The following is a 19,470-nucleotide window of genomic DNA, read 5'->3' on the forward strand; positions in this document are numbered from 1 at the left end:
AGGGAGATGGAAGAACAGCGAACGGTCATCGAGGCGACAGATCTGACGATCGGTTATCGACGTGGAAGGGTAAGCAATAAAGTTCAAGAGAAATTGAATCTCTCCCTCTTCTCCGGCGAACTGACCTGCCTGTTAGGCGCCAACGGAACGGGGAAATCCACGTTACTGCGTACGTTATCGGCTTCACAACCCTCGTTGGGAGGAGAACTGCTATTGCTTGGAAAACCGATCACCTCTTATACGGAGAAAGAACGTTCGAAAATGATCGGCATCGTCTTGACCGACAAGACTTTTGCCGGCGGACTGACCGTTTACGAGGTGGTGGCATTAGGACGCCAACCCCATACGGGATTCTTCGGTCGGCTGCATCGCGAAGATCGGCTCCTGATCAATCATGCCGTCGAGGCTGTAGGCATCTCGCATAAAGTACGGAGCTATTTCTCCGAATTATCCGATGGAGAACGTCAAAAGGTCATGATCGCAAAAGCTTTGGTTCAAGAATGTCCGTTGATCGTGCTTGACGAACCTACCGCCTTCTTGGATGTAGTCAGTCGGATCGAAATCATGGCGCTCCTCCACCAGCTGGCTGTCGAACGGCATAAAGCCATTCTCCTTTCTACCCACGACATCGAACAGGCTTTGGTTTCGGGCGACAAACTCTGGCTGCTGTCCAAACGAGGACTGGAATGCGGCGTCACCGAAGATCTCATCCTCAACCACCAAATGGACACGCTCTTCGAGCGATGCGACATGCGTTTCGATTACGACCATGGCATCTATTATCCTATGGCGAAAGGCAAAAAAGCTATCTTGGTAGAATCCGACGACAAGATCCTCCGACACTGGGTGTTCAATGCTCTGAACCGCCACGGATTCGTCTGCGTTGACCGAGATCGTTCAGACCGAAAACCACTTCCATGCCTGAAAGCGGTCGATCGGCAGCATCTCTTGTTAAGCCGAAACGGCGAAACCGCCACCTTCCATTCGTTCCAACAACTCCTCGCCGCTTTGACATAGCGAACAAACGGCCGAAGTTAGATATTCGCTATGCGCATAATGTCGGCAAAGACTCCGGCAGCCGTAACGCCGGCGCCGGCACCATACCCCTGAATCATCATCGGATACTCCCTGTAACGCTCCGTAGTCAGGAGGATCATATTGTTGCTTCCCTCCAAATGATAGAAAGGATGCCGTTCTCCGACCTCCTGCAATGCAACGCTGCCCTTGCCGTCCTCGAACTTAGCGACAAAACGCCAGCGTTTATGCTCTTTCTCCAATTTCCGACGACACCGTTCAAAACCAGCATCTAAGGCAGGAAGACTTTTCCAGAAGTCTTCCAAAGATCTTTCCATCATTTCGTTGGGAATGAACAAGTGCTTCTCCACCTCTTCCTGATCCAGTCGATAACCGGCCTCACGCGCTAAGATCACCAACTTGCGGATCACATCCTTTCCGCTTAAATCGATACGCGGATCAGGCTCCGAATAATGTTCTTCCTTCGCCTGTCGAACCACCTGACTCAACGGTACGTCGGCGCTTATCTTGTCAAAGATATAATTCAATGTCCCGCTGAGGACCGCTTCAATTTTCAGAATCTTATCGCCGCTGTTGATCAGATCGTTGATCGTATTGATAATAGGGAGTCCAGCACCCACATTGGTTTCGAAAAGGAACTTCACGCCGCGGCGCAAAGCCGTTTGTTTTAACTCCTTGTAATTGGCATAATCAGATGAAGCGGCAATCTTGTTGGCCGCAACAACCGAAATGTTGTGCGATAAGAAATCTTTATAAAGAGAGGCCACCTCAGCATTGGCCGTACAATCGACAAAGACGGAATTAAAGATGTTCATCCCAATAATTTCGTCGCGCAGCACTTCCTTGGAAGACGGGATGCCTTTCTCTTCCAGTTGCTTCCGATAATCGACCAACGCTATTCCCTCACGCGAGAAATAGGCTTTATGTCCATTAGCTATGCCGACCACATGCAGTTTCAGATTCCGCTCAGTCGCTAATTTTTCCTGTTGCGCCCGGAGCTGTTCTATCAAGCTTCCGCCCACCGTACCTATGCCGCAAATAAACAGATTCAATACTTGATATTCCGACAGAAAGAACGAATCGTGAATGACATTGAGCGCCTTGCGCAATGAATCGATTGCTACCACAAACGAGATATTCGTCTCGGAAGCACCCTGCGCCGTTGCTATCACGTTGATGCCGTTGCGCCCCAGCGTACCGAACAGTTTCCCCGAAATGCCTGAAACCCGTTTCATTTTTTCACCGACAATCGCAACCGTTGCCAATTCTTTTTGCACGATGCAAGGACTGATCTCGCCTTCCTCAATTTCTTTGGCGAATTCCTCGTTCAAGACTCTCGCAGCGAGTTCAGCATCCTGATTCCGAACGCCGATGGAAGTACTGTTCTCAGAAGAAGCCTGAGCGACCAAGAAAACGCTGATACCATTCTGAGCCAAGACCCGAAAGATACGGAAGTTAACCCCTATCACACCGACCATTCCCAATCCCGTAACGGTAATCAGACTGGTATTATTGATAGAAGAAATACCTTTGATCAACCTATTGCCCGAATCCACATGCTGCTGAATAATGGTCCCCCGCCCTTCCGGATTGAACGTATTCTTTATCAAAATAGGAATGTTCTTATGACAGACGGGATAGATGGTCGGCGGATAGACCACCTTCGCACCGAAATTGCAGAGCTCCATAGCTTCCACATAGCTCAGTTCGTTGATGGTGTAGGCATTGCCAATCACGCGAGGGTCGGCCGTCATGAAACCATCTACGTCGGTCCAGATCTCCAAACTGTCGGCATCCAATGCCGCCGCAATGATCGAGGCCGTATAGTCCGACCCACCTCGACCGAGGTTGGTCACCTCTCCCGTATCCTTGTCCGTCGAAATAAATCCCGGAACCAACGAAACTTTCGGTAAGGGATTGAAAGTTTCTTTCACCAACTTCGTCGTCAACTCAGAATCAAGTATATTCTTTTCCCGTTTCTTTTCAGTCTTGATAAAGGTGCGGGAGTCATACCAGACCGCATCCCGAATCAATGCGGCCGTAATCACGGACGAAAGCCGTTCGCCGTAGCTTACGATCGTCGCAGAAGTCTTGGGCGATAAATCGCGAATCAGGTATATACCCTGAAAAATATCTTTCAATTCAGTCAAAAGCCCGTCGACTTTCTTCAACAACAGTACGCGCTCTTCTGCGGCCGAAATCACAGCTTCCACCATCTCGACATGCCGGCCGACAATTTCCCGATAATCCCTTTCATAAGCCGAATCCCCCTTGGCAGCAATCTCTGAAGTACGAATCAATTGATCGGTAATACCGCCCAAAGCGGAAACGACTACGATCACAGGTTCGCTGATGGCTTCGACAATCCTTTTGACACTCCATATACTCTGAACGGAACCTACTGACGTTCCGCCGAATTTCAAAACTTTCATATCATTGACTTGTTTACACAGTCCGACGCGCGAAGCGATCGAACCGAACGATTAAAAATATATAACTGATTGGTTTTGCTTACGTTTGCAAGCGCGATTCACGTAGAAACACTATACTATCTTAAGCCCGCCAGGGCATATTCATGCCCCCGATACGCATTCGTTCGGACATATTCATCGGATGTTGATAGGATGGCAACATGTAGTCTGCTCTGAATTTTAAGATGTGACAAAGATAATAAGTATTTCAAACAATCTATAGCAATTTGCTTTTTTTCTGCAAAGATCTTTCCAATTCTCTTTAAAAGAACAGTCCACCCGTATCACCGTCGCAAGAGGAAACCGCACTGCGCGAAGCGAGCGACATAGGCAGAAATCGCTGCGCAGCGGAACGAAATATAAAAAGAAAGGTACGCCGACCCGGCATACCCTCTCTTTGTATCGTGATTCGTAACAGTTTACTTGGCAAATGCGTGACGGAAACCGTCGAGCCTGTTCCACGCACCGCGGGTAAAGTCAGGGATCGCTACGGGAGCACTGCCGTTCTCGATCGAGATGGCGCCCAACTCACTTACGCAACACCATTCAGCCAAATCGTAAACATCCATATCCAAGGGTAAACCGTTGCGCAAGCAATAAACTAAACGGTAATCCATGATATAATCCATACCGCCGTGACCGCCGACCTTCTTGGCCGTCTCCTCCAACTCCAGATGAATAGGATGTTTGTATTTTGCCATCAGGGCAGCCTTTACGTCGTCGGGCAGCACCGTGTGGACGGACAGGTTTTCATGGCCTTTCGCCACCGATTTATCGACTTGATCGGGAACGAGGCAATACTGTTCAATCGGATACTTGCTGGCATAGCCCTTCGTGCCGTTCAGTTTATACATCCGGCTATACGGTTCCGGATTCATGACGTCGTGTTCTAACAGAATGGTTTTCCCTTTCTCCGTCCGCATGATGGTCATGGTATGATCTCCGTTTTTAAAGTCGGGCATATCCACCTTATTGTTTTGCTTTTCGATGATCGGTCCGGTAACGGCATCAGTTTCCATCGCCACCAGCGTTTTCAGGCGGTCGCCTCGGTGAATGTTCAACAATTGACAAGCCGGACCGAATCCGTGAGTCGGATAAATATCGCCCTTATGCTTGCTGTTGAAATCCAAACGCCAGTCGTGCCAGTAGTCGGTCCAGAAATCGCACAGGTTGTGCAGGTAAGAACCTTCTACATGAAGAATATTGCCGAATAAACCTTGTTGAGCCATGTTCAGAGTGGTCAGTTCGAAGAAGTCGTACACGCAGTTTTCCAGCATCATGCAATGCTTACGCGTCCGTTCGGATGTATTGATCAAGTCCCAGCACTCCTGCAAAGAAGTGGCGGCCGGCACTTCGATAGCGACATGCTTTCCGTGTTCCAAGGCATAGAGGGCGATAGGAGCATGATGTACCCAATCGGTGGTAATATAGACAAGGTCGACATCTCCGCGTTCGCATAACTGTTTATAGGCATCCTCGCTACCACTGTATTCAGCAGCTTGGGGAAAGCCTGCTCGGGTAAGAATCCCCTGAGCTTTCGCCACCCGATCGGGCTCTACATCGCAAAGCGCTATGATCTTCGTACCGGGAATATGTGTCCAACGAGATACGGCATGTGGTCCGCGCATTCCCAGGCCGACGAATGCTACGCGTACGGTATCCAATTTTTCGGTGGTCAACTGAAGTACGTCTTTCTGCCCTGTGGGACGTTCGGGGACAGCCACTTCAATCGGTTTTACTTCATTTCTGGCAGTTATATTCTGCTGAGCGGTGCAATCGATTATTCCGACTAAAACCAAGCCGGCCACAACCATGAATAAATGCTTAATGTTCATTACTGATTAATAGATTAAGTGATAATTGATTAATGTTTTTACATTTCATACTGCAAACGTACGGAAAAATTTTCGATTTCTGCGTCGGTTCGAATAAAAAATTGTCAAAACTTTCGACAACGTGTCGTCCCTGTCCGTAAATCTCTTCTCAGGAAAGAGAAGAAATCCCCCTTTGACTGTCATTTTTTTAAGTAATTGTTTATCTTTGTATCAATAACGAAAAGAAATGGCAAAAGAGAAGATCGTATATGTCTGCAGCCACTGCGGAGCGGAATCTCCGAAATGGGTAGGCAAATGTCCGACTTGCGGCTCGTGGAATACGTACCTCGAACAACTTGTACGGAAAGAAGCGGCCGGTAGCCGACAAGCCTCTGGAATAAAAAGAACGGAAAGCAAGCCGATCGTCCTCGAGCATATTGCCGGAGAAAGAGAAGTGTGCATCGATATGCTCGACGCAGAACTGAACCGAGTGTTAGGAGGCGGGCTCGTGCCGGGCTCATTGGTGTTATTAGGAGGAGAACCGGGCATCGGCAAGTCGACCCTCATTCTGCAAACCGTTCTTCGGCTGCAAGATGAAAAGGTACTGTACATCTCCGGCGAAGAGAGCGCGCGACAACTGAAACTACGTGCCGACCGGCTACGCCATCCTCCCTCCGCTTGCATGATCGCCTGCGAAACGTCGTTGGAACAGATCTACGTCCATATCCGGAACGAACGACCGGACATCGTCGTTATCGATTCCATTCAGACCATCGGTACGGAAGTAACTGACTCTCCTGCGGGAAGTCTCGTACAAGTGCGCGAATGCGCCACTTCCCTTTTAAAATTCGCCAAAGAAACCGATACGGCCGTGATCCTCATCGGACATATCACGAAGGAAGGAACCATCGCCGGACCGAAGATCTTGGAACACATCGTAGATACCGTCCTTCAATTCGAAGGAGATCAACACTACATGTATCGCATCCTGCGTAGCATGAAAAACAGATTCGGCAGCACATCCGAACTAGGTATTTACGAAATGCGACAGGACGGTCTGAGACAGGTACCGAATCCCTCCGAACTGCTGTTGAGCGGCGATAACGAAGGGATGAGTGGCGTGGCCATCGCGACGGCCATCGAGGGCGTACGCCCCTTCCTAATCGAGACACAAGCCTTGGTCAGCTCGGCCGTCTACGGCTACCCTCAACGTTCGGCCACAGGGTTCGATCTGCGCAGGATGAACATGTTATTAGCCGTATTGGAGAAACGCGTCGGCTTCAAGTTAGCGCAGAAAGACGTGTTTCTGAATATTGCCGGAGGTCTTCGGGTGAACGACCCGGCCATCGATCTGTCTGTTATCAGCGCCATCCTCTCCAGCAACATGGATGTAGAAATCGAACGCAACACCTGCATGGCGGGTGAAATCGGCTTGAGCGGCGAGATCCGACCCGTCAACCGTATCGAACAGCGTATCGGCGAAGCGGCTAAACTAGGTTTCAAGCACATCATCATGCCGCAAATGAAAGGGATCAAGGTCGCAATAGACGGAATCGAACTGCATCAGGTGCGCAAGGTGGAAGAGGCAGTCAGGTTGTTGTTCGGGTGAATGAAGATACCATCATAAAAAGAAAAAGATGAAGACTGTAAATAAAAGTGGGGCGGATAGACTGTCGAGCTTCTTCCGAACGCAGCCGAGGGTGGACAAGACACGGATTTTCGACTCCTGTACATGCGGAGAAGACGTATCTGAAAGCGATGTGGACGTGCTCGTTCGTTTCTTGAAAGATACCCGGGTGTCACTCTTTTCATATGCTTCCATGCAACACAAGTATGGAAGTATTACTGAACGAGAAAATGGATCTGATGGAGGGTGGTCGACTGAAAAACTTTGCCAGAAATAACGCCAAAGCAGATAAATATTGATATATGAGAAATCAACATAAAAAATATCCCTAACCTCCATGATTAAAGAATTGCAACTGCGCCTGCTGCCCGAAGAGGCGGCGAATGAAGATACGCTGCGGACAGCAGTCTGCCGCGAAACGGGCGACGAGCCCCGCGAGGTACACGCCGTACGTGTGCTGAAACACTCGATCGACGCGCGACAACGTACGGTGTACGTCAACGTCACCCTACGCGCCTTTATCCGTGAAGAGCCGACGGAACAGCTGTTCGCACCCGTTGAATACCGCGATGTGTCGGGCGGGCGGGTGGCCGTTATAGTCGGCGCTGGGCCGGGCGGACTGTTTGCTGCGCTGCGTCTCGTCGAACTGGGTATACGTCCCATCGTCGTCGAGCGCGGGAAGGATGTGCACGAGCGCAAGAAAGACATCGCGCAGATCGCGCGACGGCAAACCGTCGATCCAGAGTCGAACTACTGCTTCGGCGAGGGCGGCGCCGGCGCCTTCTCCGACGGCAAGCTTTACACGCGCAGCAAAAAGCGCGGATCGGTGGAGCGTATCCTCACCATCTTCTGCCAACATGGCGCCAACCCCGCGATCCTCGCCGACGCCCATCCGCATATCGGTTCCGACAAACTGCCCGTCGTCATCGAGCGCATGCGACGACGCATCATCGACTGCGGCGGCGAGGTGCACTTCGATACCTGCATGGATTCTCTATTGATGCAAGATGACGAGGTGACGGGCATTCGCACCCGCACAGGTGAAGAGTTTTGCGGGCCCGTGATCCTCGCCACCGGCCATTCGGCGCGCGACGTCTATCGCATGCTGGTCGCACAACACGTGTCGATCGAAGCGAAAGGCATAGCCGTCGGCGTACGGCTGGAGCACCCGCAGCCACTGATCGACCGAATCCGCTACCACCGTCGTGAGGGGCGCGGCCCGTACCTCCCTGCGGCCGAGTACACCTTCGTGTCTCAATCCGCCGGGCGGGGCATCTATTCGTTCTGCATGTGCCCCGGCGGCTTCGTCATCCCCGCGGCCACGTCGCCCGACGAGGTCGTCGTCAACGGCATGTCGCCCGCTAACCGCGGTTCGCGGTGGGCGAACGCGGGTTGGGTAGTGGAGCTTCGTCCGGAAGATGTGGCGAAGTGTCGTCTCTCCGACGTATCGGACAAGGCCGAGCCTATACCCGAGGTACTTGCTGTCATGGCCCTTCAGGAGCGACTCGAACGCCTTTGCCGGCTGAACGGCGGAATGCGGCAGACGGCACCCGCGCAGCGGATGGCCGATTTCGTAGCGCGACGCAACTCGGCCGCGTTGCCCGCCTCGTCGTACGCACCAGGGTTATTGGCTTCGCCGTTGCATTTTTGGATGCCGGACTTCCTCACGTCGCGTCTGAGAGAGGGCTTCCGATCGGCCGATCGCGTGTCGCGCGGCTTCCTGACGAACGAGGCGGTGATGATCGGCATCGAGACGAGAACCTCCTCTCCCGTACGAATCGTCCGACGTAAGGAATCATTGCAGCATATAGCCGTCAACGGCTTATTCCCCTGCGGCGAGGGGGCAGGCTATGCCGGCGGCATCGTCTCGGCTGCCATCGACGGCGAGCATTGCGCCGAAGCCGTTGCAAACTATTTAAGAATCGTACGATGAACCATTTATTCGAAATAGCGATCGTCGAACAGAACACGTTGACTTGCCTGGCCTTGAAAGCCATTCTCGAGAAGATCATTCCCGCGGCCGCCATCTATACGTTCTCCTCCTACGAAGAATTGATGGACGACACCAGTGAGATGTTTGCCCATTACTTCGTTTCCGCCCAAATATACATCAACCACGCATCCTTCTTCCTCCAGAGAAAGATGAAAACCTTCGTACTGACCTTGGGCGAAAAACAACCCTCTCTACGAGGCATTCACACGATCGACCTTCATCAGAACGAAGAAACGATCGTAAAAGACATTCTCCGCCTGTATAAATACGGCCACCAACACAGTTCGCCATTACCGAAAGAGAAAAGAAACACAGACCCGACGCTCCTCACCAAACGTGAAATCGAAGTGCTGATCCTGCTGGCCAAGGGCTATATAAATAAAGAAATAGCCGATAAACTGCACATCAGTATGACGACGGTCATCTCTCATCGAAAGAATATCCAAGAGAAGTTAGGTATCAAATCCGTCTCAGGACTGACTATCTATGCCGTCATAAACGGATATGTCGGCGCCAACGAGATCTGAACGCTTAGATTGCTTTCTGTAAACGATATCCTCTGGGAGTTTCTCCCGTTATTTTCTTGAACATCCTATTCAAATGATGCGGATACTTAAAGCCTAAGCGATATGCAATCTCGCTGATGGTCAAATCGGTTCCGAGCAACAGGTGTTGAACCTGTTCGACCACCGCCAGCTGGATATGCTCCTGCGCCGTCTTTCCCGTCTCCTTCTTAATCAGGTCTCCGAAATAATTCGGAGAGAGGTGTAACTCCGAAGCGCAATATTGCACAGAGGGTAACCCCACCTTGAGCGGTCTATCCGACAGAAAGTAATCCAATAAAATATTCTCGAACCTCGACAAGATGGTGTGGTTCACGGCTTCGCGAGTTATAAACTGGCGATCGTAGAAGCGTTCGCAATGATTCAGCATGACTTCGATGTTGGCTACTACAATCTCTTTCGTATGCTTATCGATGGGATGTTCCAGCTCCGAACGAATTTCGCTAAAGCAGTCCATGATGATCTGCTTTTCCCGATCCGACATGTGAAGGGCTTCGTTCGATTCATAACGGAAGAAAGTATATCGCTTCATCTTCTTTGCAAGCGAGGTCCCTAATAACAGGTCGGGATGAAAGATCAACGCCCAGCCTCGAGGTTTGCCTCCTTGATCGTCAGAAAAGCCGATCACCTGCCCCGGAGCTATAAATAACATCGTACCGTCCTGATAATCGTATCTACTCCGTCCGTAAAGCAAGGTGCCACATTTAAGCTCTTTGAAAAACACGACGAAGAAACCGATGTTCAATTTTCCGTGTATGCTCGATCGAATAGCGGGAAAATCAAAGGCATTCACCAAGGGATGCAACGTCTCGACTCCTAATAAATCATCATATTGTTGAATCGTATTCAATTTCAGAATTTCCGCCATACTTATTTGCTTTTTAATGGTTATTCATTCTTTTGTTTTTATTTTTCGACGTTTATCGACGCGCAAAAAGTTAAAGAGCGGGAGCCTTCGCCTGTAAAGACGGCGAGCGATTTTCTACCTGCGGCCAATCATCTTTCCAAATCAATTTGTCGAGCATCAGCACCCGTCCGTTTTCAGGAGCATTCGCGTCGAACGCATGATATAAGATCCAGGTATCGCCTTTCTTATCCGACACAATGCGAGCATTGTGTCCCGTTCCGACAAATTTCCTATTCTTATGAATCACGATCTCGTGATTGTTCTCCATCATTCGGTTTCCTTCCCTATCGACGTACGGACCGAACGGATTCTCGGAACGGCCTACCACAGTCGTATAGGTGCTTCGTCTCCCCTCGCAGCATGAGCCTATCGAAGCGAAAAGATAGTAGTATGTACCTTTTCGAAAAATACAAGTTCCTTCATAGGCATCGCCGGCCACCTGCAAAGGCATTTCCCCCGGTAACAAAGCCAGGCCATCCTTCGTCAATTCCACGAAGTAGATTCCGTGAAAGCTGCCGAAAAAAAGGAAATTCTTATGCTTGGTTTGAACAAAACAGGGATCGATACAGTTCTGTACGCCGATGTCTCGGCTGCGGAACAGCATGCCGAGATCCGTATAAGGACCTTCGATCCTATCGGCCGTAGCCACGCCTATGCCGCACGTCCACTCTCCTCCCCACTTCGACATGGCATAATACATCACATATTTATTCCCTATCCTGTTTATATCCGGCGCCCAGAGCGCGCCTCCCGGCTCAAAAGTCGGACGGGTCGTATCCGTAAACGCAGTACCGAGTCGATGCCAATGCACCAAATCCTTGGAACGAAGAACTGGAATGTTCCGAATATCTTCCGTCGCAAAGAGATAAAAGACATCCCCCTCCTGCAGGATCGTCGGATCGGGTAAGCTATAATTGACCACAAGATTAGTGTAATAGGCGATTTTCTGAGGCGCAACCCACTTCGTCGAGGAAGAGCATGCCGCCAGCAGAAACATAAAGAATATTTCGACACCATATTTCATAGAAACAAAGATTTAAAATGAGTTGCTTTAACATTCGATACCACGATGTGCTCCAAAACCCAAAGTTAAGGAAATCTATTGTTCGTCCGATCTTTTTTACAAAGAATTTACAGAATCGGGAAGATTGTTCAAACTCTCAGGGGATGAATAAAAGAGAGGGGTAGGCGTTGATCTGCAAAGAAAACAGGCCTATCATCGCCGTTGATCAGTGTACAGAAAGAGATTTTCGCAGGGATTCTTTAAAAATGGTTGTTAATTCCGGAATAGGTATCTTTTTTTAAAAGATGAAACGGATATCTTTGCAATAAAACGTTTAAATAAAAAGATATGTTAGGTAATTTCAGTTATTCGAACCCTACGAAACTGTATTTTGGAGATGATTCTCTAAAATACTTGAGCGAGGAATTGACTCGTTATGGAGAGAAAGTACTGCTGATTTACGGCGGCGGCTCCATTAAAAAGAACGGCATTTACGATCAGATCGTCAGGATGTTGTCGGAAGCGGGAAAAAAAGTCTGTGAGGTACCGGGTGTCATGGCGAATCCGACCCTCGAAAAGCTTTACGAAGGAGCCAAGGTCGCCAAGGAAGATCAGGTCGACCTGATTCTCGCCGTAGGCGGCGGTTCGGTGTGCGATTATTCGAAGGCGGTGTCCGTTTCCGCTTATTGCGAGGAAGATCCTTGGACGAAATATTTCCTTCGGCAGGAGGATCCGACTTGCCGAATCATTCCCGTCGGTTGCGTATTGACGATGGTAGGAACCGGCTCCGAGATGAACGGTGGTTCCGTAATCACGAACCATACGGCGAAATTGAAGATCGGCAAAGTGTTCGGCCCAGAAGTCATGCCCAAGTTTTCTATATTGAATCCGACGTTCACCTATACCATTCCGGCCTATCAGATGGTAGCCGGCTTCTTCGACATCCTGTGCCATATCTGTGAACAGTATTTCTCGGGAACGGACGACAATACCTCCGATTATCTGGCAGAAGGATTGATGAAATCGTTGATTCACAGCAGTCGTATCGCCGTAAAAAATCCTCATGACTACGAGGCTCGCAGCAATATCATGTGGACGGCTACGTGGGCCTTGAACACACTGATTGCAAAAGGGAAATCCACCGATTGGATGGTTCACATGATTGGTCAATCGGTAGGCGCTTACACCAATGCCACGCACGGCATGACACTCTCCGCCGTTTCTTTGCCTTATTATCGACACATCATGGCGGCCGGTTTGGCCAAATTCAAACGGTTCGCCGTCAACGTGTGGGAAGTCGATCCCACCGGAAAAACGGATGTGGACACGGCTGCCGAAGGACTAAAAGCGATGGAAGCGTGGATGAAGGGAATAGGCCTGGTGCTGAGCTTGAAAGAATTGGGAGTTACGGAGGAGATGTTCGAGGGTATCGCCGACGGCACCTTTATCTTGACCGGCGGCTATCAAACGCTGACTCGCAAGGACGTGATCGATATCCTGAAAGAGAGTATGTAGGCTGTTTTTCGTCTTTTTTCCTCGCTCGAGAACAAAGAGGTGTGTCGAAACGTTTGTTTCGACACACCTCTTTGTATGACAGGACCCGTCGGTCAATAGTGAGTCGCTAAGTACACGACCTGGGTGCTGAGATATTCCTCCAAGCCGCGTTTCCCGTCGGCCCCTCCGATGCCAGATTTCTTCACGCCGGCATGGAAACCCTGTATCGCTTCGAAGTGCATGCGGTTGATATAGGTCTCTCCGAATTGCAGTTCACGACAGATACGCGTAGCGGTATCAATATCTTTCGTAAATACGGACGATGCCAAGCCGTATTCCACATCGTTCGCCCACTCGATCACCTGGTCGATACGGTCGAATTCGATCAGCGGGAGGACGGGGCCGAACGTTTCTTCGTGCACAATATCCATATCCTGTTTTACCTTATCGAGGACGGTCGCTGCGTAAAAATACCCCTTCTCGCCGATACGATGCCCGCCGCAAAGGATTTGAGCTCCCTGCTCTACGGCATGCGCTACTTTCGCCGCCACGCCATCGAGGGCACGCTTTTCAACCAGCGGTCCCATATCGACATCCTTTATGAGGGCGGGATCTCCCACTTTGACGGCTTGGAATTTCCGAACGATGAGCTTGGTGAACACATCCTTAACGTCTCTGTGCACATATACGCGTTCGGCGTTGTTGCAAATCTGTCCGGTATTTCCGATACGGGATTCCAGAATAGCTTGGGCGGCTAGTTCCAGGTCGGCATCGGGGAATACGATGGCGGGCGCCTTACCGCCCAATTCCAAAGAAACCTTTGTGATGTGGGGAGCAGCGGCCTCCATGATTTGAGTGCCTGCGTCGACACTTCCCGTAAGGCTGACGATGCCGATTTTCGGATTGCCGGCTAACGCATGTCCCACGACAGACCCTTTCCCTGTTACCACATTGAATACGCCTGCAGGCAGCCCGACTTCGTCGACGATCTTGCAGAATTCGCAACAGTTCTCCGGAGTTAATTGAGAAGGTTTGACAACGATCGAACAACCGGCCATCAAAGCCGCTCCGGCTTTACGTGCAATCAGGAAGAACGGGAAGTTCCATGGCAGAATGCCGGCGGCGACGCCAATCGGCTTTTTAAACAACATCATCGTCTCGTTGGCTGCATCGCTCTGGATGATTTCTCCCTCAATGCGTCGAGCGAACTCCGCCATATAGTCGAAGTATGTAGCGGTAACCCCCACTTCGATGGCTGCCAAGGCCTGCGTCTTGCCCTGCTCTCTGACTAAAATCTCTTGAAATTTATCGCCGTTGGCGCGAATGCCGGCGGCTATCCTGTGCAGGTAAACAGCGCGCTGGCATGCCGGAATTTTCGCCCATTCTCTCTGCGCCTTTTCCGCAGCATCGATCGCTGCTTCCACATCTTCGACCGTCCCTTCGGGCTGACGGCTCACCACTTCTTCGGTAGATGGATTCAATACGTCGATCCATTTTCCGGATCTACTTTCGACGAATTTGCCGTCGACGTACATCTTTAAATCTTTCATAAGCAATTTTTCTGTTACAGGTTATACAAATTTTTCCTAAATTAGGCATAAATATTTATAACGGGGACAAAATCGAAATATTTTTAATAAAAAAAATATTTCTAAAGAATTTTTATTTGATATCTCGTGCATGAGACGTATTTATCCGAAGAATACACCTATTTTATATTACGAAATTCGCAAAAAATATTTTTCAGCAGGAAACATAAAATTTCTTTCAAAATATTTGGAAAATATTTCCTGTTTTTATACTTTAGCGAGCGAAATGAGTGTTAACGAACTATTACTAACCAAAGTGAGAGATTATTTATGGTAAAAAAACTAACAATGGTGTTGGCCGGCTTGTTCCTTTGCATAGGAGCGGCTTTGGCACAAACTAAAGTCTCAGGAACTGTAATCAGTTCCGAGGATGGTCAGCCCGTTATTGGTGCCTCAATCGTGATCGTGGGCACCAAACAGGGTACAGTGACCAATGTTGACGGTAAGTTTACGCTGTCCGTTCCGGACCGAGGAAAGATTCGCATTTCTTTCATCGGTATGAAGACGGTGGAACTTGTCGCAAGTGAAAACATGAATATCGTACTCGAACCGCTGGATACCACGCTCGACGAAGTGGTAGTGACGGCGATGGGTATCAAGCGTTCGGCAAAAGCGTTGGGTTTCTCGGCCACGGCCGTGAAGGGCGACGAGATTGCCGCTGCACGTACGAATGATATCATGTCGAGCCTTTCGAGTAAAGTGGCGGGGGTACAGATTTCCAACTCTTCGTCCGACCCGGGTTCGTCCAAATCTGTCATTGTGCGCGGTATCAGCTCGTTGGGCGGTACAAACCAGCCGCTTTACGTCATTGACGGCGTGCCCCTGACCAACAGTGCCGTATACAGCACCGACGGGCTGAACAACGGCTATGACTTCGGTAACGGCGCCAGCGCCGTGAATCCCGACGACGTGGAGAGCATGACCATTCTGAAAGGCGCTGCCGCCACAGCGCTCTACGGTAACCGTGCCGCCAACGGCGTGATCCTGATCACAACCAAGACCGGCGCCAAGCAGAAAAAAGGCGTGGGCGTAGAGTATAACGGTGGTTTGCAATGGGAGACGCTGCTGCGCCTGCCGCAGATGCAGAACGATTTCGGTATGGGTTGGTACGGCGAGAAGACCGATATCGAGAACGGTTCTTGGGGACCGAGATTCGACGGTTCCATGCTCCGCTATGGAAATGTCTACGACCACTCCCAGAAGATCAAATCGTACGTACCCATCAAGCATAACATCAGAGACTTCTTCGACACAGGCTTACGCTACAGCAACGGCGTCTCGTTCAACGGTGCGACGGATGCGAGCAACTATTTCGTAAGTCTGTCGCAGATACATCAAGATGGTATCATCCCCACCGACGCCGACAGCTACAACAAGTACACCTTCTCTGCCCGCGGCAGCCACAAGGTGAAGAACTTGACTTTCAGCACATCGCTCAACTACGCTTATCAGCGGAACAAATTCGTGTCTACGGGACAGGGCGCCGGTTCCATGTACAACAACATCATGCAGACGCCGCGCGATATCAGTATCGTGGAACTGAAAGATCTGAACGACCCCTTCAACACGCCGGGCTACTACTATACGCCCTACGGTGTGACGAATCCTTACTACATCCTCGAGAACTTCAAGAACGAGTTCGAGAGCGAGCGCTTCTACGGCAAATTTCAGCTGGATTACGACTTTCTGAAGTACTTCAAGCTGACTTACCGTTTCGGCCTCGACACGAGCACCGAGCATCACGATACGGGTACGCCGAACATGTCGGCCATCTTCACGGGCACGCCGAATTGGAAGGACGCCCTGTCCAAAATCACAGGCGCGGCATCTGAAACGACGACCCGACGCCGCGAAATCAATCAGGATTTGATGCTGACTTTCGACAAGGATGTGGCTACCCACTTCCACGTGAACGCCCTGGCCGGCTTCAACGGCAACGAACGTAAGTACAACTATCTGTACGGCCGCGTCACCAACCTGACCATTCCTACGTGGTACAACCTCAGCAATTCGGCGGAAAAGCCCACGCTGGCAACTTACACGCAGACTCGACGCCTGATGGGCGTATTCGGACAGGCCGAGCTCGCCTATCGAGACATGCTCTACCTGACACTGACAGCCCGCAACGACTGGTCGTCTACGCTGCCGGAAGACAACCGCTCGTTCTTCTATCCGGGTGTGACGGGCAGCTGGATCTTCTCCGAACTGTTCAGCGACAACCTGAGGCGCGTGATCACTTACGGCAAGCTGCGCGCGGCCTGGGGAAAAACGGGTAACGACGCCAATCCCTACATGACGGGATCCGTCTTCGCTCAGGCGCTGGCCAACTCCAGCGGGTGGTGGGACAGTGCGTTCCCCTTTACCAACGGCAACTGGAATGCCTATACCGTGGGCAACGTCTTGGGCAGCAGCACGCTGAGTCCTGAGATGACGACGGAAACCGAGGTGGGTCTGAACATGGCATTCTTCCAGAACCGCGTGAGCTTCGACGCCTCCTTCTATAACAGAATCTCCGACAAACAGATCTTCAGTTTGGACATGGATCCGGGCACGGGCTACACCGCACAGAACATCAATCTCGGAAAGGTTCGCAATCGAGGTATCGAGCTATTAGTCAACGTGACCCCGGTCAGCTTCAGAGGATTCACGTGGGACATTTCGTGGAACTTTACCAAGAATTGGAGCAAGGTACTCAGCCTGCCCGAAGCCTTGGGCGGCAGCACGCTGATCTACGGCTTGGGCGGAGGTCCCGGACTCTACGCAGAGACCGGCAAGGAACTGGGTATCTTCAAGGCGTACGTCCCGCTACGCGACCCGGCGACAGGTAAAATCGTCGTCGACAATCACGGATTGCCCCTCAAGAACCCCGATCAGCAGATTGTAGGCAGCATGAACTACAAGTACATGATGGGTATCAACAATACGTTCCGCTACAAGGGCGTATCGCTCTCCGTCGACCTGGATATCCGTCACGGCGGCAGGATGTACTCCCGCACGAAGTCCATCAACTACTTTGTGGGTAACGCCATACAGACCGCATATAACGACCGTAACCCCTGGATCATTCCGAACACCGTGGTACAGAGTGGTAAGAACGCTCAGGGCAATCCCGTCTACACGGAAAATGTCACACCGCTCGACGCCACCAATATCTATAACTATTGGAACAACGGCGGCATCGATCTGGGTTCCGGCTACTTGATAGACAAGTCGTATGTGAAGCTGCGCTCCGTCGTGCTGGGCTGGGACTTGCCCAAAAAGTGGCTCGTCCATACTTTCCTCACGGACGTGCGTGTGTCTGTTTTCGGCAACAACCTGATGTTGTGGACCCCGTCGGAAAATACGTTCGTCGATCCGGAGCTCACCTCGTTCGGTAACGACCTCTCCGGTTACTATGGAGAGTATTCCGCGAACCCGAGTTCACGGAAATTCGGTTTCAACTTGACTGTTAAATTTTAACCCGAAGGTACAGATATGAAAAAGATTATATTATATGTAGCGGCCGGCCTACTGATGTTGAGCAGTTGCGACCTGGATATCAACGAGAACCCTAACTATCCGAAGGGGAGCGATGTGACAACCGACCTCGTGTTGCCAGCGGCCGAAAACTTCATCGCCGACGCACTCGGCGACCAGATGTTTACGTACTCGGGCTTCTTCGCCCAGTACTTTGACCAGCGTCCCGAAGCCAACCAGTATAACAACTATGCGGAACTCCACCTCGACGAGGGCAGCAACATCCTCGACCGTACCTACCGCAACCTGTTCGCTGGAGCATTCCAGGACTTGGCGGACATCGTCTCGAGAGATAAGAACACGGCCAACGCCTTCGCCTGCACGGTACTGCGCGCCTGGGGTTACCAGCTCTTCGTGGACAACGTGAGCGACGCCCCGTATACCGAAGCGCTGGGAGCCGACAAGGTACCGACCCCGAAATGGGACGACGGCAAGACCATCATGGAGGGCGTATTGGCTGAACTCGACAAGGCAGAGGGAGATCTCGGCACCGAAAGCATTACGCTGAAAGACCCGCTGATGAACAAGAATCTTTCACAATGGAAAGGTTTTGCCAACGCGCTTCGCCTGCGCATCTATCTCCGCATGATAGACGCGGGCATCGACGCTGCCTCCTACACGACGAAGGCTCAGGCGCTCGTAACGGCCGACAAGTTCTTCGCCGACGACATCAAGTACGACGTCTATACCAACGCCGAAGGACAGTACAGCCCTTGGTACGGCGCCGTCTTCCGCCTGAAAATCAACAATTACGTAGCCGCTTACCCCATCGTGAGTTACTATCAGTCCACTGGCGACCCGCGCATCTCCTACGCGATACTGCCCAACGAGAAGAACAGCGTCTATGTGGGACAGCTTCCCGGCTCGAAGACTCGCATGAAAGAGTGGAACAACAACACGGCCTGGAAGAACGATGACGTCAGCGAAATCAAGACCGATGCATTCATTGCCCAGCCCATCTATGTATTCACGCAGAGCGAACTGCAGTTCCTCATCGCCGAGGTGCAGCTCCGCTTCAACAGCAACGAGGCCGCGGCTAAAACCGCCTACGAGGCCGGTGTGACCGCCGATTTTGCCTCGCGCGGCATGGCAGACAAGGCTGCTTCCTTCCTCGCAGGTTCCAAGGTCGATTTCGACAGTCAGGCTACGACGGCCGACAAGCTGAAACTCGTCTACATGCAGAAATGGACGGCTTTCTTCATGCGCAACCACATGGAGGCCTGGTCCGAGATTCGACGCACCGATACACCTGTGACAAGCGATAAAACGGCTCATGACATCTTCAAGACTCCCAGCAGCTACAAAGCCGGCGAGATGATTATCCCCGCCGTGAATTATATTCAGGCCGGCGGACTGGCCAAACGTATGCCCTATCCGAGTAACGCCCGCCGACTCAACAAGAATACGCCTTCCGAAAAGAAGATGAGCGACCCCGTATTCTGGGATGTGAAATGATAA

The 19,470-nt window shown here is 51.1% G+C and carries 12 protein-coding genes; 7 read left to right on the forward strand and 5 right to left on the reverse strand.

Features of this window, described 5'->3' with window-relative positions; all coding sequences use genetic code 11:
• Positions 1-6 precede the first annotated feature (6 nt).
• Positions 7-1,017 carry an ABC transporter ATP-binding protein gene (locus tag BN102_RS04875; protein ID WP_019207972.1) on the forward strand — a complete coding sequence of 337 codons (1,011 nt, stop codon included), beginning with the start codon at positions 7-9 and terminating at the stop codon, positions 1,015-1,017.
• A 17-nt stretch (positions 1,018-1,034) separates the two neighbouring features.
• Here the strand turns inward: BN102_RS04875 and thrA are convergent, their stop codons facing one another.
• Complete coding sequence (thrA, locus tag BN102_RS04880; RefSeq protein WP_019207973.1) at positions 1,035-3,467, reverse strand: bifunctional aspartate kinase/homoserine dehydrogenase I; 2,433 nt, start codon at positions 3,465-3,467, stop codon at positions 1,035-1,037.
• A 458-nt stretch (positions 3,468-3,925) separates the two neighbouring features.
• The gene (locus BN102_RS04885) at positions 3,926-5,341 is read right to left on the reverse strand and encodes a Gfo/Idh/MocA family protein (protein ID WP_036787320.1); all 1,416 of its coding nucleotides are present in this window, start codon (positions 5,339-5,341) and stop codon (positions 3,926-3,928) included.
• Between the two features lie 226 nt (positions 5,342-5,567).
• Here BN102_RS04885 and radA point away from each other — a divergent pair, with 226 nt between their 5' ends.
• The 3 genes from radA (at position 5,568) to BN102_RS04900 (ending at position 9,467) form a co-directional block, all read left to right on the forward strand.
• On the forward strand, positions 5,568-6,929 hold the full coding sequence (gene radA / locus BN102_RS04890; protein ID WP_019207975.1) for a DNA repair protein RadA: 1,362 nt from the start codon (positions 5,568-5,570) through the stop codon (positions 6,927-6,929).
• Positions 6,930-7,284: 355 nt separating this feature from the next.
• A complete protein-coding gene (locus BN102_RS04895; protein ID WP_019207977.1) occupies positions 7,285-8,880 on the forward strand; it encodes an NAD(P)/FAD-dependent oxidoreductase in 1,596 nt (531 codons plus the stop codon).
• Positions 8,877-9,467, forward strand: coding sequence for a response regulator transcription factor (locus BN102_RS04900; RefSeq protein ID WP_019207978.1), 591 nt, complete (start codon positions 8,877-8,879; stop codon positions 9,465-9,467). Before BN102_RS04895 ends, BN102_RS04900 begins: the two co-directional genes overlap by 4 nt.
• Positions 9,468-9,471: 4 nt before the next feature.
• Here BN102_RS04900 and BN102_RS04905 read toward each other — a convergent pair whose 3' ends face one another.
• Together BN102_RS04905 and BN102_RS04910 are read right to left on the reverse strand one after the other, a co-directional pair.
• Complete coding sequence (locus tag BN102_RS04905; RefSeq protein ID WP_019207979.1) at positions 9,472-10,371, reverse strand: helix-turn-helix domain-containing protein; 900 nt, start codon at positions 10,369-10,371, stop codon at positions 9,472-9,474.
• Between the two features lie 70 nt (positions 10,372-10,441).
• A complete protein-coding gene (locus BN102_RS04910; RefSeq protein WP_019207980.1) occupies positions 10,442-11,434 on the reverse strand; it encodes a family 43 glycosylhydrolase in 993 nt (330 codons plus the stop codon).
• 327 nt (positions 11,435-11,761) lie between these two features.
• Here BN102_RS04910 and BN102_RS04915 point away from each other — a divergent pair, with 327 nt between their 5' ends.
• Entirely contained in the window at positions 11,762-12,928 is a 1,167-nt protein-coding gene (locus BN102_RS04915; RefSeq protein ID WP_019207981.1) for an iron-containing alcohol dehydrogenase, read from the forward strand.
• Positions 12,929-13,020: 92 nt separating this feature from the next.
• On the opposite strand, the gene aldA is transcribed toward BN102_RS04915, so the two are convergent.
• Positions 13,021-14,457, reverse strand: coding sequence for an aldehyde dehydrogenase (gene aldA / locus BN102_RS04920; protein ID WP_019207982.1), 1,437 nt, complete (start codon positions 14,455-14,457; stop codon positions 13,021-13,023).
• 309 nt (positions 14,458-14,766) lie between these two features.
• On the opposite strand from aldA, the gene BN102_RS04925 reads away from it, so the two are divergent.
• A complete protein-coding gene (locus BN102_RS04925; RefSeq protein WP_036787323.1) occupies positions 14,767-17,955 on the forward strand; it encodes a SusC/RagA family TonB-linked outer membrane protein in 3,189 nt (1,062 codons plus the stop codon).
• 15 nt (positions 17,956-17,970) lie between these two features.
• Complete coding sequence (locus BN102_RS04930; protein WP_019207984.1) at positions 17,971-19,467, forward strand: SusD/RagB family nutrient-binding outer membrane lipoprotein; 1,497 nt, start codon at positions 17,971-17,973, stop codon at positions 19,465-19,467.
• Positions 19,468-19,470: the final 3 nt, after the last annotated feature.

Source organism: Phocaeicola abscessus CCUG 55929, from assembly GCF_000312445.1.
Classification (GTDB): Bacteria; Bacteroidota; Bacteroidia; order Bacteroidales; family Bacteroidaceae; genus Phocaeicola; species Phocaeicola abscessus.